A 21,330-nucleotide genomic window follows, 5' to 3' on the forward strand; every position below is an offset into this window, starting at 1 on the left:
TCAAACCAATCCCCAATCTGCAGAAGGGTTGTTCTCATCGGTGGACAACTCTGAATACAACTTCAGTCGCAGCCTTAAATTATTGGCCGAATCAGCATGCCTTACTGCCTCAGCCTCATCGACCGCCCCCTCTACAAACAATTGATAAAGCGCCTGATCAAATGTTTGCATCTGCGCATCTGCTGACTTCTCTATTATATTTTTAAGTTCATTCAAATCATGACGGCGAATCAAATCTGCAATGGTCGGTGTCCCCAACATGACTTCAATGGCCGCACGTCGTTGCCCATCGAGCGTGCGCACCAAGCGCTGCGAAACTGAGGCCCTGAGGTTGTTTGCCAATGCCTGTGTGAGCTGCGGACGACGCTCTTCCGGAAACATATTCACGATGCGCTCCAATGCCTGATTGGCGTTGTGCGCATGTAAAGTCGACAACACCAGATGCCCGGTTTCAGCAAATGCCAGCGCATGTTCCATGGTTTCCCGGTCGCGGATTTCGCCGATCATGACCACGTCCGGCGCTTGGCGCAGGGTGTTTTTCAGTGCTGCATGGAAACTGCGAGTATCGACCCCGACTTCCCGCTGGTTGATGATCGAGCGCTGGTGGCGGTGGATGTACTCGATTGGATCCTCAATGGTGACGATATGCCCGGTGCTGTGACGGTTTCGGTGATCGATCAGCGCCGCAAGCGTGGTGGACTTTCCAGAGTCGGTCGCCCCGACAATCAATATCAGGCCTTGCTTGAGCATCACCGTCTCGAGTAACACCGCCGGTAACTTCAGATCTTCAAAGCGTGGAATGTCCAGCTTCACGTTTCGGATTACCAGCGAGACGTCGTTACGCTGTTTAAAGATGTTCACCCGGAAACGTCCGACGCCGGTACGCGAGATCGCCAGGTTCATTTCCAGATCCCGTTCGAACTCGCGGCGCTGCTCGGCGTCCATCAAAGAGGTGGCGATGGCAGCCACTTCACCGGGTTTGAACGGCTGATCGCTCAACGCGGTCAGTACGCCGTCGAAACGTGCGCTGGGTGGCGCGCCCGTCGACAGAAACAGATCCGAGCCGTGTTTGCTGGCCAGTTGAGTTAACAGTGCATCGATTTCCATGGCAAAAAACACCCGCGAAGCATTGAATGATCGAAATGAGCCGCCGCGTGACGCGCCCGGCCCCATAGCGTCTACCGTTCTGCAAGCATAGTAGACGCCGCCTCACCGACCGAACCTCAGGATCCAACGATGAACGCTGTACCGAACACTGATGACGCCCAGGCTCTGATCGCCCGCACCGACTGGAGTCGCAGCCCGTTGGGCGCCGCTGGCACTTGGCCGCAGAGCCTGCGTACTGCGGTGGACATCGTGATTCACTCGCCCATGCCGATGTTGCTGCTGTGGGGCTCGCAACTGACGCAGATCTACAACAACGGCTTCGCGTTGCTCGCCGGCCACAAGCATCCGCACGCTTTCGGACAGCCTGCACACCAGATATGGCCGGAACTTAGAGAATTCACTGACCCGATTTACAGCGCCGTCCTACAAGGCCAGGTGCGCACCTACAGTGAAAGGCGTTTCACCTTGCAACGCGACGGTCAGGAATCCGACTTCTGGCTCGATCTGACGTACAGCCCTATCCGCGACGAAAATGCGCAGGTCGCCGGGATTCTGGTCACGGCCATCGAAACCAATGAACGTCGACGCATTGCCCTGGAACTGCAGCAACGCTCCGAACAAAGTTTGAAGGCCCAGCAGGAAAGCGAAGAACGTCTGCAATTGGCCCTCGCTGCCACCGATGCGGTTGGCACTTGGGATTGGGACATTGGCGAGGACCGCTTTATTGCCGACGCGCATTTCGCGCAGTTGCATGGCGTCGACCCGGTACGTGCCAGTCAGTTGCCGATCAGCGAATACCTGCAAGGCGTGCACCCCGAAGACCGCGCGATGGTTGCCCGCAGCATCAAACATTGCATCACCCACGGCACCGAATACGCCGAGGAATACCGCCTGTTGCAACCCAACGGTGAGTTGCGCTGGGTGTTTGCCCGAGGCCGTTGCTACAAGGATCACCACGGCCGGCCCATGCGTTTTCTTGGCGCTGCGCTGGATCTGACCGAACGCAAACACACCGAACAGGCGCTGCGTCAGAGCCAGACCGAACTGCAACTGATCATGAACGCGATGCCGATCCTGATCAGCTATGTCGATCAGGAAGAACGTTTTCGCCTGAACAACGCCGCTTATCTGGACTGGTACGGCTTAACCCCGCAGGAGCTGTTCGGACGCACCATTCGTGATGTCATCGGCGAAGAAGCGTATTTCCTGCGGGCGCCGTACATTGCTGAAGCACTGGCCGGCCGGTCGTGCTCGTTCAGCCTGTACACCTCCCATCGCGACGGCAGCACGCGCCACGCGCTGATGAATTACGTGCCGCGCCACGGGCCGGATGGCGCGGTCAACGGTTTCTATATTTTTGTGATTGATGAAACCGAGCGGAAAAAGACCGAAGAAGCGCTGCGCAATCTCAACGAGACACTCGAGGAACGGGTCAGCGCCCGCACCGAGCAATTGGCGCAGGCCAACCAGCGTTTGCAAAACGAGATGTTCGAGCGTGAGCGTGCCGAAGATGCATTGCGTCACGCGCAGAAAATGGAAGCGGTCGGCCAGCTCACCGGCGGTATCGCCCACGACTTCAACAACATGTTGACCGGGATCATCGGCAGTCTCGACCTGATGCAGCGCTACATCGCCAACGGTCGTGCCGACGAGATTGGTCGTTTTACCGAAGCGGCCGTGTCCTCGGCGAATCGGGCGGCAGCGCTGACCCATCGGTTGTTGGCGTTCTCCCGGCGTCAGTCGCTGGATCGCAAGAAACTGGATGTCAACGAACTGGTGCATTCGCTTGAAGACTTGATTCGTCGAACCAAAGGCGATCCGATCGAGCTCGAATTGCGTCTGACCGACAATGCCTGGCCGGTCAGCACCGATGTCAGCCAATTGGAAAACGCCCTGCTCAATCTGGTGATCAACGCTCGCGATGCCATGCCCGAGGGCGGCAAACTGCTGATCGAGACGGCCAACGTTTACCTTGATGGCAGCGACATCACCACGCTGGAACCGGTCAAGGCCGGCGATTATTTGATGCTCGCGGTCAGCGACAACGGCACCGGCATGACGCCATCTGTGCGCTCGAAAGCGTTCGATCCGTTCTTCACCACCAAACCGATTGGTCAAGGCACGGGGTTGGGGCTGTCGATGATTTACGGGTTTGCCCAGCAATCGGGCGGCCATGTCAGCCTCGACAGCGTGCCGGGTCAAGGCACGTGCGTGCGATTGTATCTGCCTCGACTGAAAACGCCTGAACTGCAAGCCGCCGAGGTTGAACCGGTGAGCGTTACGCCCCCCACGGCCAGCGGCGAGACCGTGATGGTGGTCGAGGATGACCCGGCGGTGCGCATGCTGGTGCTCGATCTGTTGAAAGAGTTGGGTTATCGCGGGTATGAAGCGCAAGACGCGACGTCCGCCCTGCCCTTGCTGGAATCCGACTCGCGCATTGACCTGCTGGTGACCGATGTTGGCCTGCCGGGCATGAACGGTCGACAACTGGCGGAGATTGCTCGTCAGCATCGCCCCGGGCTAAAGGTGTTGTTCATGACCGGCTACGCGCAAAAAGCCGCTGAACGTCAGGGCTTTCTTGAGGACGGTATGGACATGGTCGCCAAACCGTTTGCGTTGGAACTGCTGGCCAGCAAGATCCGCACGATGCTCAGCCAAACTCCGTGACTTGAGGCATAATCCGCGCCCCGCCGTCACCCCGTTATCAGGTACCGCACGATGAAAGCCCAAGCCCGCCACATTCTGGTGAAAACCGCCGAAGAGGCCGAACAGCTCAAACAACGCATCGCCAAGGGTGAAGCGTTTGATGTGCTGGCGAAAAAATTCTCGACCTGCCCGTCCGGCAAGCGCGGCGGGGATCTGGGGGAAGTGCGGCCGGGGCAGATGGTCGGCGCGATTGATGCAGTGATCTTCAAGAAGCCGCTGCGCACGGTGCATGGGCCGATCAAGAGCAAGTTCGGGTATCACTTGGTGCAGGTTTTTTACCGCGATTGACGTGTTGGCTTAAGGGCCTATTCGCGAGCAAGCCCGCTCCCACATTTGGAACGCATTCTCCTGTGGGAGCGGGCTTGCTCGCGAACCGATTGCGCAGCAAGCGGCCATTCAGAATCTATCTGGGGATCAGTGCACCAGGAATTTGAATGACTCGGCTTGCTAATTGATGCCCGGCCCGCGCGGCCTCTTCAGGACTGTCGCCCATCAACCGCGCCGCGAGATACGCCGCACTGAACGAATCCCCCGCCGCCGTCGTATCCACGACTTTCTCAACTTTCTGCGCCGGCACTTCAAACACCTCGCCCTCGCAGCGAATCAGACACGCCTCAGCGCCCCGTTTGAGCACCACTTCCGGCGTACCGATTTGCGCGTACGTGGCGAACACCTCATCGCAATCAGCAAAACCAAACAGCGCCTGTTCGTCATCCACCGTCAGCAAGGCAAGGTCAACATACGGCAGGACGCTGCGATACGCCGCCCGCGCATCTTCCACTGAGGCCCACAAGCGTGGACGGTAGTTGTTGTCAAAAACGATCCGCGCATCGCGCTGGCGGGCTTCGATCAGGGTATGAATGAGTTTCTCGCGCCCTTGCGCACCGAGCACGGCCAGGGTGATGCCGCTGAAATACAGCACGTCGTAATCCGGCAGCGCGGCCAGAATCGGCTCGGCGGCCGGCGTGGTGAAGCAATCGCGGACGGCCGCTTCGTTGCGCCAGTAGAGGAAACGACGTTCGCCATTGGCGTCGGTCTGGATGCAATACAGGCCCGGCAAACGACCGGGCAGGCGTTGCACCATGCCCAGACCGATGCCTTCGTCTGTCCAGATCTGGCACATGGCATCGCTGAAGCTGTCATCGCCGAGCGCGGTGACGTAGTCGACTTGCGCCTTGTCGCCCAGGGCTCGGGACAGGTAGACAGCGGTGTTCAAGGTGTCGCCGCCGAAGCTTTGCTGGAGGCTGCCGTCGGCGCGTTGCTGGAGCTCGATCATGCATTCGCCGATCAGGGCGATGCGTGGGGTGTTGGGGCCCAGGGGACTTAGGGTGTTCATGTTGGCGGTGTCTCTGGTCGTTCGATGGTGTTTTGGCGGGCCTCTTCGCGAGCAAGCCCGCTCCCACGGTTTGAATGCATTCCAAAAAGTGGGAGCGAGCCTGCTCGCGAATGGCCGCGATGCGGTCTGGAACCTTAGAAACAAGTCTCCATGCTCTCGATCACCGTCAACTGCTCATCCACCAGCAAACCGGTGCGCCATTTGTCGAACGTCAGGCACGGGTGCGAGGTGCCGAAAGAAATGATGTCGCCGACGCGCAATTCAACACCCGGCGCTAGGGTCATGAAGGCGTGCTGATCCATCACCGCCGTCACCTTGCACGCGCCGACATCGTCGCCCACCGCTGGTACAACTCCAGCCTTGTAACGCAGCAACGGCACCGGCAAACCGGCGTCATAAGCCACATCACGCTTGCCCAGCGCGATCACCGCAAAACCCGGTTCTGGCAGCGATTGCACATGCGCCCAGACTTCCAGCGCCGGACGCAAACCTTCGTGCAGATCACTGCGACGATCCAGCACGCAGCACTGCGCTTCTTTATAGATGCCGTGGTCATGCGCGACGTAACTGCCCGGGCGCAACACGCTGAGGAAACGTCCGGCAGCGTTCTGCGCTTCGAACGACTCAGCGATCAAGTCGTACCACGCCGAACCCGAGGCAGTGATGATCGGCTGCGGAATCGCGAACGCGCCGCTGTCCTGTAACTGCACCGCCAAACGCACCAGCGACGCGGCGAATTCACGAATGCCGCTGACCGCGTGATCGCCGTGAATCACCCCTTCGTAACCTTCAATGCCGGTCAGGGCCAGTGCCGGTTGTGCATTGATCGCCTTGGCCAGCTCGATCACTTCCTGCTCGCTGCGGCAGCCGCAACGGCCACCGACCACGCCGTACTCAATCATCACGTTCAGCTTCACGCCGCGCGAGGCGAAGTAAGCGCCGAGATCGGCGACGTTGTCCGGGTGATCGACCATGCAGTAGAAATCGAACGACGGATCGGCCAGCAGATCGGCAATCAACGCCATGTTTGGCGTGCCGACCAACTGGTTGGCCATCAGCACCCGGCGCACGCCGTGGGTGTAAGCGGCACGGGTCTGGGTCGCGCTGGCGAGGGTAATGCCCCATGCGCCGGCGTCGAGCTGACGCTTGAACAGCGCCGGGGTCATGCTGGTTTTGCCGTGGGGCGCGAGTTCGGCGCCGCTGTCGCTAACGAATTTCTGCATCCAGCGAATGTTGTGTTCCAGCGCTTCGCGGTGCAGCACCAGCGCGGGCAGGCTGACGTCACGGGCCAGATGGGCACCGATGGCCGCATCACCTTTATCTACAGCAGAATTGATGACAGTCGTCATGGTCGAACTCCTCACATTCGCGGCTGCAGGCAGCCGCGTTTATTCGTTGATTCGTCGGGCGAGGCTGTTAGCACTCTCGATCAGCACCCGGCGATAGTCGTTGTAATTGTTTTTCGCATCGGCCCGAGGGGCGACGATGCACAGCGTACAAATCGCCACGCCTTGCGGGTCTTTGACGGGCGCGGCGAAGCAATGGGTGAAGGTGTCGGCAACGCTGTCGAACGAGAAGAATCCGTCGATGCCGGCCTGACGGATTTGCGCCAGAAACAGCTCGATCGGCAAACGCTCGCCGTCGGGCAGGATGTAATCGTCTTCGTCGATCAGGTCGCGGATTTGCTGATCGCTTAAATGCGCGAGCAGCAGACGGCCGGAAGCCGTCCATGGGATGGGTGCGTTTTCGCCGATGTCAGAAGAAATGCGAAAATGTCGCTCGCCCTCCTTCATCAATGCCACGGTGTATTTGCGCCCGTTGAGCAAGCACATCTGCGCGGTTTCATGGGTCTGGCTGACGATCTCCTGCAAGGCGTGATCGGCCTCGCGACTGAGGTCGAAATGACGTAAATGCGCCTGGCCGAGGAAGTACAGCTGCCGGCCGAGATAGACGTGACCGTCCTTGCCCACCGGTTCCAGAATCCGCCGCTCGAGTAACGAGGCAACCAGTTCGTAGACCGTGGATTTCGGACTGCCGATGCCGTTGGCGATGTCGTTCGGGCGCAGCGGCTGGCCGATTTCCTTGAGGAAATCGAGGATATCGAACGCCCGATCCAGACCGCGGGCCCGGCGCTTGATGGTGTCTTCGGTCATTTCAGTGGGTTCCCATTCAAAGTCGCCGGGAGTTTACCGCTAATGATCGTTCCCATGCTCCGCGTGGGAATGAAGCCCCGGACGCTCTGCGTCCCTTGGAACGCGGAGCGTTCCGTGAGGCATTCCCACGCAGAGCGTGGGAACGATCATGGCGTTGATCAGGCCTTTTTCTTGTACGCGATGCAGTCGATCTCGACCTTGCAATCAACCATCATGCTCGCCTGCACACAGGCCCGCGCGGGTGCGTGCTCAGGCTTGAAGTACTCACCAAAGACCTTGTTGAAACTGCTGAAATCCCGTGGATCGTCCAGCCACACGCCGGCGCGCACGACATCTTCCAGGCCATAACCGGCCTCTTCGAGAATCGCGATCAGGTTCTTCATGGTCTGGTGAGTCTGCTCGACGATGCCGCCAACAATAATCTCGCCATCCACCGCCGGCACCTGACCGGACACGTGCAGCCAGCCATCGGCTTCAACGGCGCGGGCGAATGGGCGTGGCTGGCCACCAGCGGCGGTGCTGCCGGTGCCGTATCGAGTAATGCTCATGGGTGTTTCTCCTGGTTACAAAAGTGAATATTTAAAACCGCGTGCTTTTCAAAAACTCAGCCAGACGCGGCGATTGCGGGCGTTCGAACAGCTCCTTGGGAGGCCCCTGCTCTTCGATTCGCCCCTGATTCATGAATACAATTTTGTCCGAGACCTCGAAAGCGAAACGCATTTCGTGGGTCACCAGCAACATGGTCATGCCGTCCTCAGCGAGCCCCTTGATCACGTTGAGCACTTCGCCGACCAGTTCCGGGTCGAGGGCTGAGGTGACTTCGTCAAACAGCATCAGACTCGGGTTCATCGCAATGGCCCGGGCGATCGCCACCCGCTGTTGCTGACCGCCGGACAACTGGCCGGGAAAGTGATTGCGCCGCTCCAGCAAGCCAACGCGATCAAGCCATTTCTCGGCGAGTACCACGGCTTCGTCCTTATGCATCTTCTTGACTTTGAGCAGGCCAAGGGTGACGTTCTGCAGTGCAGTCAAATGCGGAAACAGGTTGAATTGCTGGAACGCCATGCCGGTCATCGCACGATGACGAGCGATGACTTTTTCCGCATGACGCACGCGTTTGCCGTTGCTTTCGTCGTAGCCGATCGATTCGCCGTCGAGCAGGATCTGCCCGCCCTGAAACTCTTCGAGCATGTTCACGCAACGCAGCAGCGTGGTTTTGCCCGAGCCGCTGGAGCCGATCAACGTCACCACGTTGCCGCGCTGCATGCTCAGGTCGACACCCTTGAGCACTTCGACCGCGCCGTATTGTTTGTGCAGGCCACGAATATCCAGCAGCGGCTGGCCGTTTTGAAGGTTGGAAACTGGAGCTTCAATCATGGCAAGGCCACCCGCTTTTCAATGTGCCGGCCGAGTAACTCGATGCCGTAGTTGATGACGAAGAACAGAAAACCGGCGAACAGGTAAAACTCCAGGGTCATGAACGTCCGGGCGATGACCTGTTGCGTGCTGAGCAGCAATTCGGCGACGCCGATCACCGAGAGCAAGGTCGAGGCCTTGACGATTTCCGTGGACGAGTTGACCCAGGTCGGCAGGATCTGCCGCAATGCCTGAGGCAACAATACGTAGGCAAGGGACTGATAAAACGTCAGACCAATCGCCTGACTCGCTTCCATCTGCCCACGGGGCAACGCTTGCAGCGCACCGCGAACGATTTCGGCAACGTGCGAGCCGCAAAACAGCGTCAGGCCCAACGCACCAGCCTGAAATGCACTGATCTGCCAACCCAGCGCCGGCGCCATATAGAAGCAGGCCAACACCAGCACAAACACCGGCGTGCCGCGAATCAGATCGACATAGAAACGGAACGGTGCGCGCATCCAGAACTTGCCGTAGGTCAGCACCAGACCGGTGACAACGCCGAGCATCGTGCCGAACAAAATCGCCAGCGCCGACACCTGCACGCTGGTCAGAAAGCCCTGCAGCAACGTCTCGCGGGCAATCCACAACTCGTGTAACCAACTGGGAGATTCGTACATCGCAGCCTCCTATCGGCGAATCGCCAGACGCTGCTCGAGGTAACGCAGCAGCATGGCAATGAAGTAACAGGCCGCGACATACAACGCCGTCGTCACCAGCCAGGTTTCGATCACCCGGTAGCTTTCGACGTTGATCTTGCGCGCGTAATAGGTCAGCTCCGGCACCGCAATCGCAGCGGCCAGCGAAGTGTCCTTGAACAGCGAAATAAAGTTGTTCGACAGCGCCGGCAATACATTGCGCAGCATCACCGGCACGGTGACGTAAGCCTTGACCTGCCACTCACCAAGACCGATCGCCAACCCCGCTTCGCGCTGGCCTTTGGGAATGCTCAGCAAGCCACCACGGAACACTTCGGTCAGGTAGGCGCCGGCATACAGCGACAACGTGATGATGAACGACGGGATTTTGTCCAGACGAATCCCGAGGCTCGGCAAGGCAAAGTAGATCAACAGAATCAACACCAGAATCGGCGTGTTACGCACCACCGTGACGTACACCGAAGCCAGCACCCGCAAGGCGCGATGCTTTGACAGCAGCGCGAACGCCATCAGCAGGCCGATCACGCAGCCGATGGCGATCGACACCAGCGCCAGTTCGAGGCCCAGACCGAGCCCCGCGAGCAAGGTGTCGAAATCGCGCCACACGGCGGCAAAGTTCAACTGATAGTTCATGGTCAGCAGTACCTTGAGCGGGGCGACATGCATCGCCCCACTCTTCCTTCAGCAATTTGGAAACGTCGCGAGCGAAGAAAAGACAAGGCGAAAACAGGCGAAAAAGCGGAGTTGACGTCAGTCAATGAGCATTTTGAGGCTGTTTTCAACGCAGTATTTTCGAGCGCAGCAGTTTTCATTTGAATTCGACAGGGAAACCGATCGCTGGGGAAGGCAGATCTACACCGAACCACTGCTTGAACGACGCGGCGTAAGTCGGGAATTCAACGCCGGTCATGGCCTCATGCAGTGTGGTGTTGACGAAGTTCAGCCAGTCCTGATCGCCACGTTTGACGGCGCAGGCGTAGGTTTGCGGGCTCCACGCATAGGTCGGGCTGCGGTAGCGGCCAGGGTTCTGCACCATCAGGTATTTGACCGAGGACTGGTCGGTGGCGGCGGCATCGGCACGGCCGGAGTTCACCGCCTGATACATCAGATCGACGCTGTCGTACTGATCGACCTTGGCTTTGGGCAGTGCCTGGTGCACCAATTCTTCGGCGTAGACGTTTTGCAGCACGGCCACGGTCACGCTGTCGCCAGCGCCTTGCAGGTCTTCAATTTCCTTGTACTTGCTGTTGTTCGGCAACAACAGGCCGACGCCTTCGCGGTAGTACGGCAGCGTAAACGCCACTTGCTGCGCGCGGTTGGCAGTCACGGTGATGAACTGGCAGCTCATGTCGACCTTGTCGGTGAGCAGATTGGGAATCCGCGCATCGGACGACTGCACCACGAACTCGACTTTGCTCGGGTCGTTGAAAAGACCTTTGGCCACCATCCTGGCGATGTCGATATCAAATCCCTGCAACTTGCCGTCCGCGCCCTGAAAGTGCCACGGCGCATTGGTGCTGCCGGTGCCCACGATCAACTTGCCCCGGGCGAGAACACTGTCGAGCTTGCTGTCGGCCGCTTGGGCCAGACCCATGACGGTGGATGAAGCTGCAAGAACAAAAACACATGCTTTAAACAAGGAAGGACGGCGATGCATGGCAAGCACTCCAGATTTGTGTTTATTCCGCTATACCGGAACACGGTTTGTTACTACGGAATAGACAGCAGAAAGTGTGCCACAGGAATCACGAGGAATCTGCAATGGATTGAAATGTTTTTTGAATCAAAGGGATGGGTGAAGTGTGGGGCGTGGAGTTATCAAAGCGATTTGATTGTCGGCGCTACCGTTGGCTACGAGGCGCGGGTAGCAGGTTCCCAATTCAGATAAGAATGCGCTGATTCAGTGCAGCGAAAAATCCGCTTTAACGTTGATTCAACGCTTTGCCGCGTTATCGTAAACCTCTCCACGTGCTCTTTTACCGACCGCTATCACTATCACGATTAACACTTCGTCTCTTACGCGGTAGCCCAATCGATAACCCTCCATTCCTTCAACACCTTTAAAGAAAACTCAAGCTCACAGGTCATCAGTTGAAACCTTGATGGTGGGGTCATTTTCCCTTTCTTTGCATAGCGCAATCAGTTCCAGATCCTCCAGGCGCGTCATCATTGCCTCGTACTCTTTTGCCGGCACGCAATAAAACCCCGGCTTGTTTCGGTTGAGAATTGCTACGGACTGCCCTCCTCCAGCAGCCATGACACCCATCGGATTTTTTTTCAATTCAGAGATACTCGCTACCACGTTAGAAAGAACGATATGTGTCATGAGGGTGTTCCTTGGGGTGCTTTGAGTGGTACTAAAAACAGCACTCGCAAGAGCTTATGACTCCTACGCGTTGCCTTGAACACCGCTTCGCGAGCAAGCCCGCTCCCACACCTGAAATGCATTCCAATTGTGGGAGCGGGCTTGCTCGCGAAGGGGCCAGTAAGACCAGCAAATCAATCAGTCATTTTTTATCAGCAACACCCGCGTCACCCGCCGCTCTTCAACCGCCACCACCGTCATCTGCCAGCCTTCGTATTCCAGACGATCGCCCACCATCGGCAAGCGATCCAGCAAACTCATCACCAGCCCGGCCAGTGTCTGATAGTCCTCAGTCGGCTCAGCACCAAACCCTGTGCGCTGCCGCACCCGTGTCAGGTTCAGCGCACCGCTGACCATAAACCCGCCCTGCTCTTCAACCACGTCAGGGCCTTCAACTTCACTGGCGTCGGGTAATTCACCGGCAATCGACTCAAGGATGTCGGTCATGGTCAAGATACCGACAAAATCACCGAATTCATTGACCACAAACGCGATGTGGGTCGACGCGGCACGCATTTGCTCCAATGCGTTGAGAATCGAATAGCTCTCGAGCAGATTGATCGACTTGCGCGCCAGGTGCTCCAGATTCGGCTCCTCACCGGCCAGATACTCTTTGAGCAATTCTTTCTTGTGCACGAAGCCCAGGGGTTCATCCACCGCGCCATCGCGAATCAACGGCAATCGCGAGTAGGACGAATGCATCAATCGTGTACGAATCGCTTCGGCGTCGTCGGCCAGGTCGATGTAGTCGACATCGGCGCGCACAGTCATCAGGGCACGAATCGGACGTTCAGCCAATTGCAGAACGCCGCTGATCATCACGCGCTCGCGGCGGTCGAACAGTTCCGTACTCGGCGCTTCGCCGTTGTCGAGCAGGTCGGAAATCTCCTCGCCCACTTCCTCCACTGCCAGTTTGCGTCCGCCCAGCAGACGCATGACCGCGTGGGCCGTGCGCTCACGCATCGGACGCAAACCCTGCATCGAGCGTTTGCGACGGGCACGGGCAATCTGGTTGAACACTTCAATCAGAATCGAGAAGCCGATGGCTGCGTACAGATAGCCTTTCGGGATGTGGAAACCCAGGCCTTCGGCGGTCAGGGCGAAACCGATCATCATCAAGAAGCCCAGACACAACATGATCACCGTCGGGTGCGCATTGACGAAGCGTGTCAGCGGCTTGCTCGCAACAATCATCAGACCGATGGAGATGATCACCGCGATCATCATCACCGCCAGCTCATCCACCATGCCGACAGCGGTAATCACCGCGTCCAGCGAGAACACGGCGTCGAGCACCACGATCTGCGCGACGATCGGCCAGAACAGCGCATACGCGGTGTTAGAGGTGCGCTCGCCGACATGACCTTCCAGCCGTTCGTGCAACTCCATGGTTGCCTTGAACAACAGGAACACACCACCAAACAACATGATCAGGTCGCGACCGGAGAAACTCTTGTCGAACACCTCGAACAGCGGCTGCGTCAGGGTCACCAGCCAGGAAATACTCGCCAACAGGCCCAGGCGCATGATCAGCGCCAGCGACAGGCCGATGATTCGCGCGCGGTCACGCTGATGCGGCGGCAGTTTGTCCGCCAGAATCGCGATGAACACCAGGTTGTCGATGCCGAGCACCAGTTCCAGCACGATCAAAGTCAACAAGCCTAACCAGGCCGTGGGATCCGCTAACCATTCCATAAAATATCTCGATCTCTCTTCAGTAAATTCAGGCTGCCGGACACGACGAAGTGCAACGCGATAGCTCTGAAGCTGCGTTGTCTACGATAGTCGGGTGTCGGAAAACCGGATGCTGCGAGTGCGTCAAGACCGCGCCGTGGCGCATGGGAAACGGATAACTGGGAGGCTCCGAGAGGGTGTTCATGCAAATCCTGAAAGAAAAAAGGCCTTGAAGCGTACAGGCAGAAGCGGGCCTTTCCCCAGTCGCAAATTATTTCAAAATCTGTAAAGCACAGCTTTGATGGGCTGCCGAAGCCTCTCCGGCAGCCGATGGAGTCCACTGATAAACCTAGTGTCCGGCCAGCCGCTGCAGCTGTTCCAAAGTGTGTGTCTCCAGGGCAATGCCGTACTTGAGCGACTTCTCACGTTGCAAATGCCGACGATCACCCGGCAGACGCTTGAGCCCGACGCCGTGCATTTGCCGCACCAGTTCATGGCTGCGCTCGGCAAAACTCTGGCCCGACGCCTTGGAGGGATCAATCACGATCAGCAACTGACCGGTCCATGGCGTTTTCGCGCCGGGATGATTCTTCCAGTCGAACTCGAACGAGAAGTTTCCACCGGTGAGTGCCGCCGCGAGCAACTCGACCATCATCGACAGCGCCGAGCCCTTGTGCCCGCCAAACGGCAACAGCGCGCCACCTTCCAGAATGGCTTTGGGATCTTGCGTCGGCTGACCAAGGCTATCGACGCCCATGCCCGGCGGCAAACGCTCGCCATTGCGCGCGGCAATTTGCACGTCACCATGAGCGATGGCACTGGTGGCCAGATCGAAGACGATCGGCGCGGCCCCGGCCTGCGGCGCAGCGAACGCAATCGGATTGGTACCGAACAATGGCCGATCGGCGCCGTGTGGCACCACGCACGTCATGCTGTTAACCACGCTCAGGGCGACCAGGCCCTCCTCGGCGAATGGCTCAACGTCCGGCCACAGTGCCGCGAAGTGATGGGAATTGCGGATCGCCAGCGCCGCGATCCCGGCGCTGCGTGCTTTCTCAGTCAGTAACGGACGGGCCGCCGCCAACGCTGGCTGGGCAAACCCGTTACCGGCATCAACCCGCACAAATCCGGCAGCGACATCCTCCACCAGCGGCACAGCCTGCCCGTTGACCCAGCCACTTTGCAGGGTCGACACATAACCGGGGATACGGAACACGCCGTGACTGTGCGCCCCGTCACGCTCGGCGCCGGCACAGTTAGCGGCCAGTGATCGAGCGACCTGCGCAGAGGTGCCGTGGCGCAAAAAAATCGTTTCAAGCAGTTGCGTCAGTTCTTCGAGCGACAGCGTGGATAAAACAGCAGCAGACACATGATCGGATGGCGCAGACATCTGAAGCTCCAGATTAATTATTGGAGGGAACAACAGCGTACGAATTCGCGAATCGATTAATCACGCCTGCAAGGCAGCGTGTCAACCCTTGCCGAGGGCAACGGCGTCACAGACTGGCGCATTATCAGGCTGTGTGTGCGGTAACTATGTACCACCTGCCCACCTTCTTCGATCCATACCCTAGAGCCTCAATCTATCGGCGCGACCCGTGCGCCTTGTCGAGACTCGTTGATGCCAGCCACTCATTCTCCGCTGTTGTTTCCAGAAACCTTGAAGTCACCCGGCCTTTGGGGCGAACTGGGCCCAATCCATGGTTTGTCACGTAAGGACTTCGATTGGCTGGCCCTGACCGAACTCGCCACGCAGGCATTACGCAGCCAACAATCCCCGCCAATGCTGGCCCAGCGCATTATGCTCAGCATTCCTGGCGCTGCTGCGGTGCCGCTGGCGGGCTGTTTTGTCCTGGGTGCCACTCCGGATGACGGTGGCGAGATCCTCTACACCCCGTATGAAGGCATCAAAAAACACCACAGCCGCGCTGATCTATTGGAACGACTGGAGACACGGCTGAACACGCCAGGTGACGCTGAACGACTGCTGGCCTTTTTACCGATATCCCGACGCAAGCAACTGCTGGATTCAGGCGCTATCCGGGTCACGCTTGAACCGATTGCCGGGGATATATTCGAAGATCAGCAGGCGCTGATTACGCAGGCTCAACGCGAGAATGCCGAGGCCATGCTGATCGAGCTGAAGCAACTGCCTATGCTGCGTACGCTTGTTGAACAGGTCATGGATGATTTACTACGCAGCGACGTGCAAGCCGGATCGCCACGTGCAACCCGCGTCAGTTTTTACCTCAGCCCCGACAACGGCGCGACTCGCCACTGGCTGGACTCCATGAGTCTGAGCGACGCCGTGCTGATGTATTACCGCAACCAATGCTGGCCGGCAGGCCAACAGCACGAGTTCTCAAACCCGACCATTGCTACACAACCTGATGATCAAGCCCGCTGGGAGAGTGCCGTGAAAAGCGCCTCGGGAAAGTTAGCGGTGCTGTTGTTTGATCAACTCGAAGCCTACTGGCAGGCACCTAGCGCTGACGGATCATCCCGTCGCGATTTTTTCGCTCAAGCGGTGGAAGACCAGGCCCGCGCGGATCTGCTGCTCAAACGTGAAGCCAGCATCATTGACGCCACGCAATTCATCACCCTGCATCAAATGATCGAACCGCTTCCCACCGTTTCTCGCCTGCCAACCATCGAAACCGTAAGGATGTGGGAGTACCAGGCCAACTTCGTCGAACTGGCCGGTTCCTTGATGATCAGCCACGACAACGCCTACCTCTATACCCCCACTCAGGGTCTGCATGTACTCAAGGACTACGCGGATCTGAAGGAGATTTTACTCAGAAAATTCAAGCGAGCCGGGCATGAAGACCAGCTCTACGGGTTGCTCAGCCTCGAAGAACGCAATCGTTTTATTGGTTACGACCGTCCGCAGGTAACGGGAGAGGTGATTTCCGGCGCCATTTTCAAAGTGCTGTTCGAACTGATCATCACCAAACAACGGCAGAACCTCGACTACGCCTTGCAGGTGTTTCGCCACAGCGATGGCGTCATCGATGTGCATGCCTTGGTCGACAAGGCGCTGGACATCCGCACGATGCTGAATGAGCAATTGCTGACCCTCGATGCCGGTGAGCGCTGGAGCACACGTCCAGTACTGTTCGGTCGGGCGCAACCTTCGTGGGTGCTGACCGACAAGACGACGCTGGCGATAAAGTCATTCGCCGACGTCAAAGCCCCCCTCGCCCGTGATTTCGCCGCACAACCCCACACGACTGCAGCTTCCCAGCGCAGTTACCTGGAGCATATGAAGACCCGGCTGGCCCATGCTTTTTACGTAGGCGTGCGTGGCGAAGCGGAACTGCGGATGATTTACGGCACGCTGCAAAAACCGCAACGGGCGATCGTCGATACCGTTTTCAACGCCGACCAGCCCACGCGTAATGATCGCCGAACGCTCAATGGGTTTCGTCCCGATGCCTGGGCACTTACGGTGAAAGGCTCAGGTGAGACACAGGCATTTCCCCTGGATCAATGCGTTTTGCTCACGGAGCGCGGAGGTCTGGATGTCGAGCACTCCGGGCGCGTCATTCTGTGGACTCCGAGTTTGGGGCTGGAGGCATTTGACGGAATTGTCAGCGTCCGACAAACATTGAATCAGCGCTTGCTCGACAGTGTTCAGCGCCTTTCTTTGCTGGAAAACCTTCGCCCGCCACAACAATTGCTCCGCCGGAATTACCAGTTGGGGTCGCTGCAACTGATCGAAGGCAATGTGATGGAGGCGTGCATGCAATCGGCGATCAATCACTACCTGGCCCGTTGCGAGCAACTGCGCGCACGCCTGAAGGATCCCGCCCGCCTCAGTGATTCGTTGACACTGCTCAGTAAAACCCTGGTCGAAACCAACTTGCAGCGTGCATCTGACGTTGCGCAAGCCATCAGGCAGCAGCAATCGCTCCCGATCTGGCTGGGTATGGCATCGATCGACGAGCAGCAATTACATCTGGAATTGTTGGAGCAATGGCACAACAGCGTGACCGATGACGAAGATTATCTGCACGGCATTCCTTCATTGGAGCGCTATGTACGAGAAACGCTGAAGTCGTTACTCGATGTGCGATTCCCCGGGAGCAATCTTGAGCCGCAAAATATTGAGATCATCCCCAATCTGGCCCTCGCGGGACCCGCGCGCAGCCTGTCCGAGTTTGCCTTGAATCACGTCAACGTCGCGCAAGGCACTGGCTTCAGCGTAGCGTCGGAGACTGCCCAACCGTTACCGCGGGGGCTTGATCAACAGGCCGTCAGACAAATGCTGGCGTCGCTGGCAATATCCACTGATTACGCAAAAAGGGTCACTGATGCCCTTTCTGTACCCTCCCCTCAAGCCGATGCACGTAAACAGCGCTTTTTCCGCCAGTTACCGTGGCAACTGTTACAGCATGCGCACGCCTTGAAACTGCAACAACGTTTGTCCGACAAGGCTTTCGACCTGATCGCCCAAGTGCTGGACATGCCAGATGGCAAGGCTCGCGCCACCGTCGAGGGAGCTCACGCAAATATCTATCCACTGTCGCTGATCAAGACGCCGAGAGCGGCGCCCGTTGAAGCGCTCGCCATGTACGTGATCGATTCCGACCATCGCTCGCGCAATCCGCTGGTGCTTTATGCGCCTTATGCCGACGAGGTGTTTCGCGAGTTTGCGAGCGAAATGGATCTGATCGCAGCACTGAACACACCGGGGAGCTTGCAGGATCTGCTCATACGCCGCGCCCCCGAGCACCAGCAGGCGTCGCTGCGAAGTTTGTTGATTTCAAGCGTGGGCGAGGTCAGCGAGATGACGCTCGCTGTGAACCCTGTCACGGGTAATATCTTTCACCGACTGTACGACGACAATATTGCGCTCCTCCCGCAGTTGCTCGGCAGCCAGTTGAAAACTGCAGCGCAGACAGATTGGGAGGCTGCGAAAAATCTCTTCAGCGATGGCAGCAAACTGCTTTCAGGGCTTCTGCCGGGCAAGCTGGGTTACCTGTCGTTTCTTTGGCAAAGCTACAAAGACTTCAAGGATTCGGCCGAGGCACTGCAGGATCATCACTGGAAACCCGCACTGAAAGCATTCATTGCCGGTGCGATACAAATGGTCAGCATGGGCCGTTTGTCGATGGAGTCGTCCGCTGAGTCCGTAACCCCTTTAAAGGCTGCCTCCGAAGAGCCGCCGTTAGTGGCCCCTCGGCTACAGCAGATCCAAGTGACTGCACCGTCACGCACCGCCCTGCAACACTTCGAAACCACGACAGTCGCACTCAAAGACCTGTCCCTTGAGCCGCACAGCGGGACTTACATCAATAACGCCGACAGGCTTCGCTATGCCGCCATCGCCGGCAAGGTTTATCGCGTCGACAAACCCGGCGCCGTTTGGCGCATGGCGAATGCACAGTCCTATGGTCCGACATTACGCAAGGGAGGCACACAGCTGGTTATCGATCCGGATCGTCACACCGTCCATTACGGCAAGGCGATGTCCAAGATGTACAACCGCTTCGCCGCCGACCGCGAACGCCGGCTGGTACTGAACATCGAGGCACTCGGCATGGAGGCCATCCGCAGCAAATACCCGGACAAAGCGCGGATGCTGGTGCAGGCCATCGATATGGCCCGCTATTACGCATTCAACAGCTTGCATAATCTGGCACAACTGCGCAGTGCACCGGTCGGCACCCGACTCGATCGCTTCCTCAAGCAGTTCTTTGATGTGAGTCAGATCGACGACACGCTGATCAACAAAATAAAACAGGCGATCGTCCCGGTGTGCACGGCGCTGGTAAATCCGAGTGAGGACTTGATGAACACCGAGCGCTTCGTCATTGGTTCGAACAAATACCCCGGCGCCAACCTGATTGCCTTCGTCCTGGATGAGGATGAGCAACGCAAGGTGCACTTCACCGAAAAATTCTTCTCCCAGCAACTGGACTGGTACAAATCTTCTCTGACCGAACCCTTTAATGTCGACGGGCATGCCCAGGCGTCCGTGCTGATTCATGAATTTGCCCATCAAATCTGCAACGCCGTAGACATTGCCTCGCTGGAAGCCCGCCGGCCCTTCAGCGATTTGATCGAGACCCTTACCGGCCAAGGCATCGCAATGAAAAACACTCAGCAGACGTTCCAGCGTCAAGCGCTGTCTTTGGCCACCCCGCGACAAGAGCTGTTTTCGCGCTGGAGCGATAAGCAACAAGCCTGGATTGGCTTCGATCAACTGCCTGACATGACCCACGTCAGCCGACAGATACTCGACGCCACGCTGAGCCCCACGCTGAACGACGCACGCAATGCCTTCCTCGATCAACAAACGCCACATCCGCGCATTGAGACTATTTTGCGCAATGCCGACTCGATTGCTTTTTTGATCGGCGAGATGGGCCGGCAACTGGATCCGGTGCCAGCAACTTTGCCGTAATCAGGCAAAAAAATGCGCAGGCCAGGCCTGCGCATGATTGAGACAGAAAACTGTGACGTCAGTCTTTCTGATCCCGCAAGACATTACCCGAGGCACCGTCGATGCGGAACTCGTACACAACGCCGTCGGCTTTACGCCCTTCGCCTTTCCAGTAACCGTTGTTGTCGGCTTCGATTTCGTAAACCTCTACGTAACCGGCTTTGGTTTTGACGATTTCGATGGCTTTCTCAATGGTGATCCAGCCTGCACCGGGCTTGTCTGCCAGCGCGGCGCCAGCGCTGAGCAAACTGGCGGTGGCAATCAGGGCGGCAAAAGTTCTTTTGATCATTTTTTCACTCCATTTGTGGATAGTGCGCGAAGGTGTCCTGTTTTTTGGGCGCCTCAGGGAAAAATAAGTTCCACTTTGATGGGTAATTGCCATGACGGATGTTCTCGGCAACTGATCGTCAAGGTTAGAATGTGCGAAATCAGGACGAGTCAATGACCCAAGACACCCTCTCGGAAGCCGAATACGATGCGATCACCGATGCCGCCGCGCATTGGTGCATGCGTGTGCACGCGGCTGATTGCACGGACGAAGAGCGACGCGCGTTCGAACAATGGCTCGATGCTCACCCGCTGCATGCGTTCGAATATGAAGCGATGCTGGAAATCTGGGACGTTGCCGAACATCTGCCGCGCCCCGAAGTTGACGTTGCTGTGCCGATCAGCCGCTCGCCGTCACGCTCGTGGCGACACTACGCGGTAGCCGCTGGTGTTTGCGCCGTCGCATTACCGCTGGCTGCAGTCGCTGGCTGGAACCTTGGCTGGTTGCCCAACAGCTATCAGCATTTCGCCGCCACCGACAACGTACGTCAGGTCACGCTGGGTGATGGCAGCCAGCTCGAACTGAATCTGAACACCGAACTGACCTTCAGTAATTATAAGGACGAGCGCCGCGTCACCCTGGAAAAAGGTGAAGCGTTCTTCACCGTCAGCCATGACATGAGCCACCCGTTTGTCGTGCGTGCAGGGGAAGGCAGGATTCGTGTAACGGGCACACGATTCAACGTTTGGATGTATGAAGACCAGGTGCGGGTCAACCTGATTGAAGGTTCAGTGCTGGTGACCAGCAACACTGCATTGTCGGGTGATGGTTTGCGTCTCGGGCCGTCGATGCAGGCTCGCTACAAGCATGGTGATTACATGCCGCAGATCAGCCAGACCTACCCCAACGACAGCGCTTTGGCCTGGCGTAGCGGCAAACTGGTACTCGACAATCTGTCGCTCAACGACGCACTGCCGCTGATCAATCGCTATCTGGACAAACCGTTGATGCTTAACGATAACGCGACCGGTGCGATTCGCGTGGGGGGCATTTACAACATCAAAGAGATGCACAATCTGCCAAGCACTCTGCCTAAAGTGCTGCCGGTCTATCTGTCGCGTAACAAGGATGGCGACCCGGTGATCAACTCGCTGCCACAACAACCGCCAAAAAGCTGAAGGCCGCGCCCCTTGCG

Annotated in this window: 17 protein-coding genes and 1 pseudogene; 4 read left to right on the plus strand and 14 right to left on the minus strand. The window is 57.9% G+C overall.

Annotated features, from left to right (window positions below; translation table 11 throughout):
• The gene (locus GVL50_RS07885) at positions 1-1,107 is read right to left on the minus strand and encodes a PilT/PilU family type 4a pilus ATPase (RefSeq protein ID WP_159812383.1); all 1,107 of its coding nucleotides are present in this window, start codon (positions 1,105-1,107) and stop codon (positions 1-3) included.
• Between the two features lie 129 nt (positions 1,108-1,236).
• Between GVL50_RS07885 and GVL50_RS07890 the strand changes: the two genes are divergently transcribed.
• Positions 1,237-3,774 carry a PAS domain S-box protein gene (locus GVL50_RS07890; RefSeq protein WP_159812384.1) on the plus strand — a complete coding sequence of 846 codons (2,538 nt, stop codon included), beginning with the start codon at positions 1,237-1,239 and terminating at the stop codon, positions 3,772-3,774.
• Between the two features lie 51 nt (positions 3,775-3,825).
• Positions 3,826-4,101 (plus strand): peptidylprolyl isomerase, encoded by a 276-nt coding sequence (locus tag GVL50_RS07895; protein WP_007912322.1) that lies wholly within the window; start codon positions 3,826-3,828, stop codon positions 4,099-4,101.
• Between the two features lie 115 nt (positions 4,102-4,216).
• On the opposite strand, the gene GVL50_RS07900 is transcribed toward GVL50_RS07895, so the two are convergent.
• The 12 genes and pseudogenes from GVL50_RS07900 to GVL50_RS07950 form a co-directional block, all read right to left on the minus strand.
• Positions 4,217-5,149, minus strand: coding sequence for a sugar kinase (locus GVL50_RS07900; RefSeq protein WP_159812385.1), 933 nt, complete (start codon positions 5,147-5,149; stop codon positions 4,217-4,219).
• 134 nt (positions 5,150-5,283) lie between these two features.
• Complete coding sequence (locus tag GVL50_RS07905; RefSeq protein ID WP_159812386.1) at positions 5,284-6,498, minus strand: amino acid deaminase; 1,215 nt, start codon at positions 6,496-6,498, stop codon at positions 5,284-5,286.
• Positions 6,499-6,537: 39 nt separating this feature from the next.
• On the minus strand, positions 6,538-7,302 hold the full coding sequence (locus tag GVL50_RS07910; protein WP_159812387.1) for an IclR family transcriptional regulator: 765 nt from the start codon (positions 7,300-7,302) through the stop codon (positions 6,538-6,540).
• Positions 7,303-7,460: 158 nt separating this feature from the next.
• On the minus strand, positions 7,461-7,850 hold the full coding sequence (locus tag GVL50_RS07915; protein ID WP_007912330.1) for a RidA family protein: 390 nt from the start codon (positions 7,848-7,850) through the stop codon (positions 7,461-7,463).
• Between the two features lie 31 nt (positions 7,851-7,881).
• Positions 7,882-8,679, minus strand: a complete 798-nt coding sequence (locus GVL50_RS07920) for an amino acid ABC transporter ATP-binding protein (protein WP_159812388.1) — start codon at positions 8,677-8,679, stop codon at positions 7,882-7,884.
• Positions 8,676-9,338, minus strand: a complete 663-nt coding sequence (locus GVL50_RS07925) for an amino acid ABC transporter permease (protein WP_159812389.1) — start codon at positions 9,336-9,338, stop codon at positions 8,676-8,678. Before GVL50_RS07925 ends, GVL50_RS07920 begins: the two co-directional genes overlap by 4 nt.
• A 9-nt stretch (positions 9,339-9,347) precedes the next feature.
• Complete coding sequence (locus GVL50_RS07930; protein WP_159812420.1) at positions 9,348-10,010, minus strand: amino acid ABC transporter permease; 663 nt, start codon at positions 10,008-10,010, stop codon at positions 9,348-9,350.
• A 175-nt stretch (positions 10,011-10,185) separates the two neighbouring features.
• Entirely contained in the window at positions 10,186-11,034 is an 849-nt protein-coding gene (locus GVL50_RS07935) for a transporter substrate-binding domain-containing protein (protein ID WP_159812390.1), read from the minus strand.
• 276 nt (positions 11,035-11,310) lie between these two features.
• Positions 11,311-11,418 (minus strand): annotated as a pseudogene (locus GVL50_RS29265) (type II toxin-antitoxin system RelE/ParE family toxin); the annotation flags it as partial.
• A gap of 36 nt (positions 11,419-11,454) precedes the next feature.
• Positions 11,455-11,703, minus strand: coding sequence for a type II toxin-antitoxin system Phd/YefM family antitoxin (locus tag GVL50_RS07940; RefSeq protein ID WP_159812391.1), 249 nt, complete (start codon positions 11,701-11,703; stop codon positions 11,455-11,457).
• A gap of 177 nt (positions 11,704-11,880) precedes the next feature.
• On the minus strand, positions 11,881-13,437 hold the full coding sequence (locus tag GVL50_RS07945; RefSeq protein WP_159812392.1) for a TerC family protein: 1,557 nt from the start codon (positions 13,435-13,437) through the stop codon (positions 11,881-11,883).
• A 328-nt stretch (positions 13,438-13,765) separates the two neighbouring features.
• Positions 13,766-14,806: an Ldh family oxidoreductase gene (locus tag GVL50_RS07950; RefSeq protein WP_159812393.1), complete on the minus strand. Its 1,041-nt coding sequence runs from the start codon at positions 14,804-14,806 to the stop codon at positions 13,766-13,768.
• 231 nt (positions 14,807-15,037) lie between these two features.
• Here GVL50_RS07950 and GVL50_RS07955 point away from each other — a divergent pair, with 231 nt between their 5' ends.
• The gene (locus GVL50_RS07955) at positions 15,038-19,828 is read left to right on the plus strand and encodes a dermonecrotic toxin domain-containing protein (RefSeq protein WP_159812394.1); all 4,791 of its coding nucleotides are present in this window, start codon (positions 15,038-15,040) and stop codon (positions 19,826-19,828) included.
• A 58-nt stretch (positions 19,829-19,886) separates the two neighbouring features.
• Here the strand turns inward: GVL50_RS07955 and GVL50_RS07960 are convergent, their stop codons facing one another.
• The gene (locus GVL50_RS07960) at positions 19,887-20,156 is read right to left on the minus strand and encodes a PepSY domain-containing protein (RefSeq protein WP_053120534.1); all 270 of its coding nucleotides are present in this window, start codon (positions 20,154-20,156) and stop codon (positions 19,887-19,889) included.
• A gap of 152 nt (positions 20,157-20,308) precedes the next feature.
• Between GVL50_RS07960 and GVL50_RS07965 the strand changes: the two genes are divergently transcribed.
• The gene (locus tag GVL50_RS07965; RefSeq protein WP_159812395.1) at positions 20,309-21,313 is read left to right on the plus strand and encodes a FecR family protein; all 1,005 of its coding nucleotides are present in this window, start codon (positions 20,309-20,311) and stop codon (positions 21,311-21,313) included.
• Positions 21,314-21,330 lie beyond the last annotated feature (17 nt).

It is taken from the genome of Pseudomonas sp. 18058 (assembly GCF_902706155.1).
In the GTDB taxonomy this organism is placed as follows: domain Bacteria; phylum Pseudomonadota; class Gammaproteobacteria; order Pseudomonadales; family Pseudomonadaceae; genus Aquipseudomonas; species Aquipseudomonas rustica.

What these genes read in the sequence shown, in the direction of transcription:
- GVL50_RS07945 (WP_159812392.1), bottom strand. Translation starts at nt 13,437, where the DNA reads ATGGAATGGTTAGCGGATCCCACGGCCTGGTTAGGCTTGTTGACTTTG.
- GVL50_RS07920 (WP_159812388.1), bottom strand. Translation starts at nt 8,679, where the DNA reads ATGATTGAAGCTCCAGTTTCCAACCTTCAAAACGGCCAGCCGCTGCTG.
- GVL50_RS07965 (WP_159812395.1), top strand. Translation starts at nt 20,309, where the DNA reads ATGACCCAAGACACCCTCTCGGAAGCCGAATACGATGCGATCACCGAT.
- GVL50_RS07955 (WP_159812394.1), top strand. Translation starts at nt 15,038, where the DNA reads ATGCCAGCCACTCATTCTCCGCTGTTGTTTCCAGAAACCTTGAAGTCA.
- GVL50_RS07925 (WP_159812389.1), bottom strand. Translation starts at nt 9,338, where the DNA reads ATGTACGAATCTCCCAGTTGGTTACACGAGTTGTGGATTGCCCGCGAG.
- GVL50_RS07890 (WP_159812384.1), top strand. Translation starts at nt 1,237, where the DNA reads ATGAACGCTGTACCGAACACTGATGACGCCCAGGCTCTGATCGCCCGC.
- GVL50_RS07905 (WP_159812386.1), bottom strand. Translation starts at nt 6,498, where the DNA reads ATGACGACTGTCATCAATTCTGCTGTAGATAAAGGTGATGCGGCCATC.
- GVL50_RS07910 (WP_159812387.1), bottom strand. Translation starts at nt 7,302, where the DNA reads ATGACCGAAGACACCATCAAGCGCCGGGCCCGCGGTCTGGATCGGGCG.
- GVL50_RS07915 (WP_007912330.1), bottom strand. Translation starts at nt 7,850, where the DNA reads ATGAGCATTACTCGATACGGCACCGGCAGCACCGCCGCTGGTGGCCAG.
- GVL50_RS07895 (WP_007912322.1), top strand. Translation starts at nt 3,826, where the DNA reads ATGAAAGCCCAAGCCCGCCACATTCTGGTGAAAACCGCCGAAGAGGCC.
- GVL50_RS07900 (WP_159812385.1), bottom strand. Translation starts at nt 5,149, where the DNA reads ATGAACACCCTAAGTCCCCTGGGCCCCAACACCCCACGCATCGCCCTG.
- GVL50_RS07960 (WP_053120534.1), bottom strand. Translation starts at nt 20,156, where the DNA reads ATGATCAAAAGAACTTTTGCCGCCCTGATTGCCACCGCCAGTTTGCTC.
- GVL50_RS07940 (WP_159812391.1), bottom strand. Translation starts at nt 11,703, where the DNA reads ATGACACATATCGTTCTTTCTAACGTGGTAGCGAGTATCTCTGAATTG.
- GVL50_RS07950 (WP_159812393.1), bottom strand. Translation starts at nt 14,806, where the DNA reads ATGTCTGCGCCATCCGATCATGTGTCTGCTGCTGTTTTATCCACGCTG.
- GVL50_RS07930 (WP_159812420.1), bottom strand. Translation starts at nt 10,010, where the DNA reads ATGAACTATCAGTTGAACTTTGCCGCCGTGTGGCGCGATTTCGACACC.
- GVL50_RS07885 (WP_159812383.1), bottom strand. Translation starts at nt 1,107, where the DNA reads ATGGAAATCGATGCACTGTTAACTCAACTGGCCAGCAAACACGGCTCG.
- GVL50_RS07935 (WP_159812390.1), bottom strand. Translation starts at nt 11,034, where the DNA reads ATGCATCGCCGTCCTTCCTTGTTTAAAGCATGTGTTTTTGTTCTTGCA.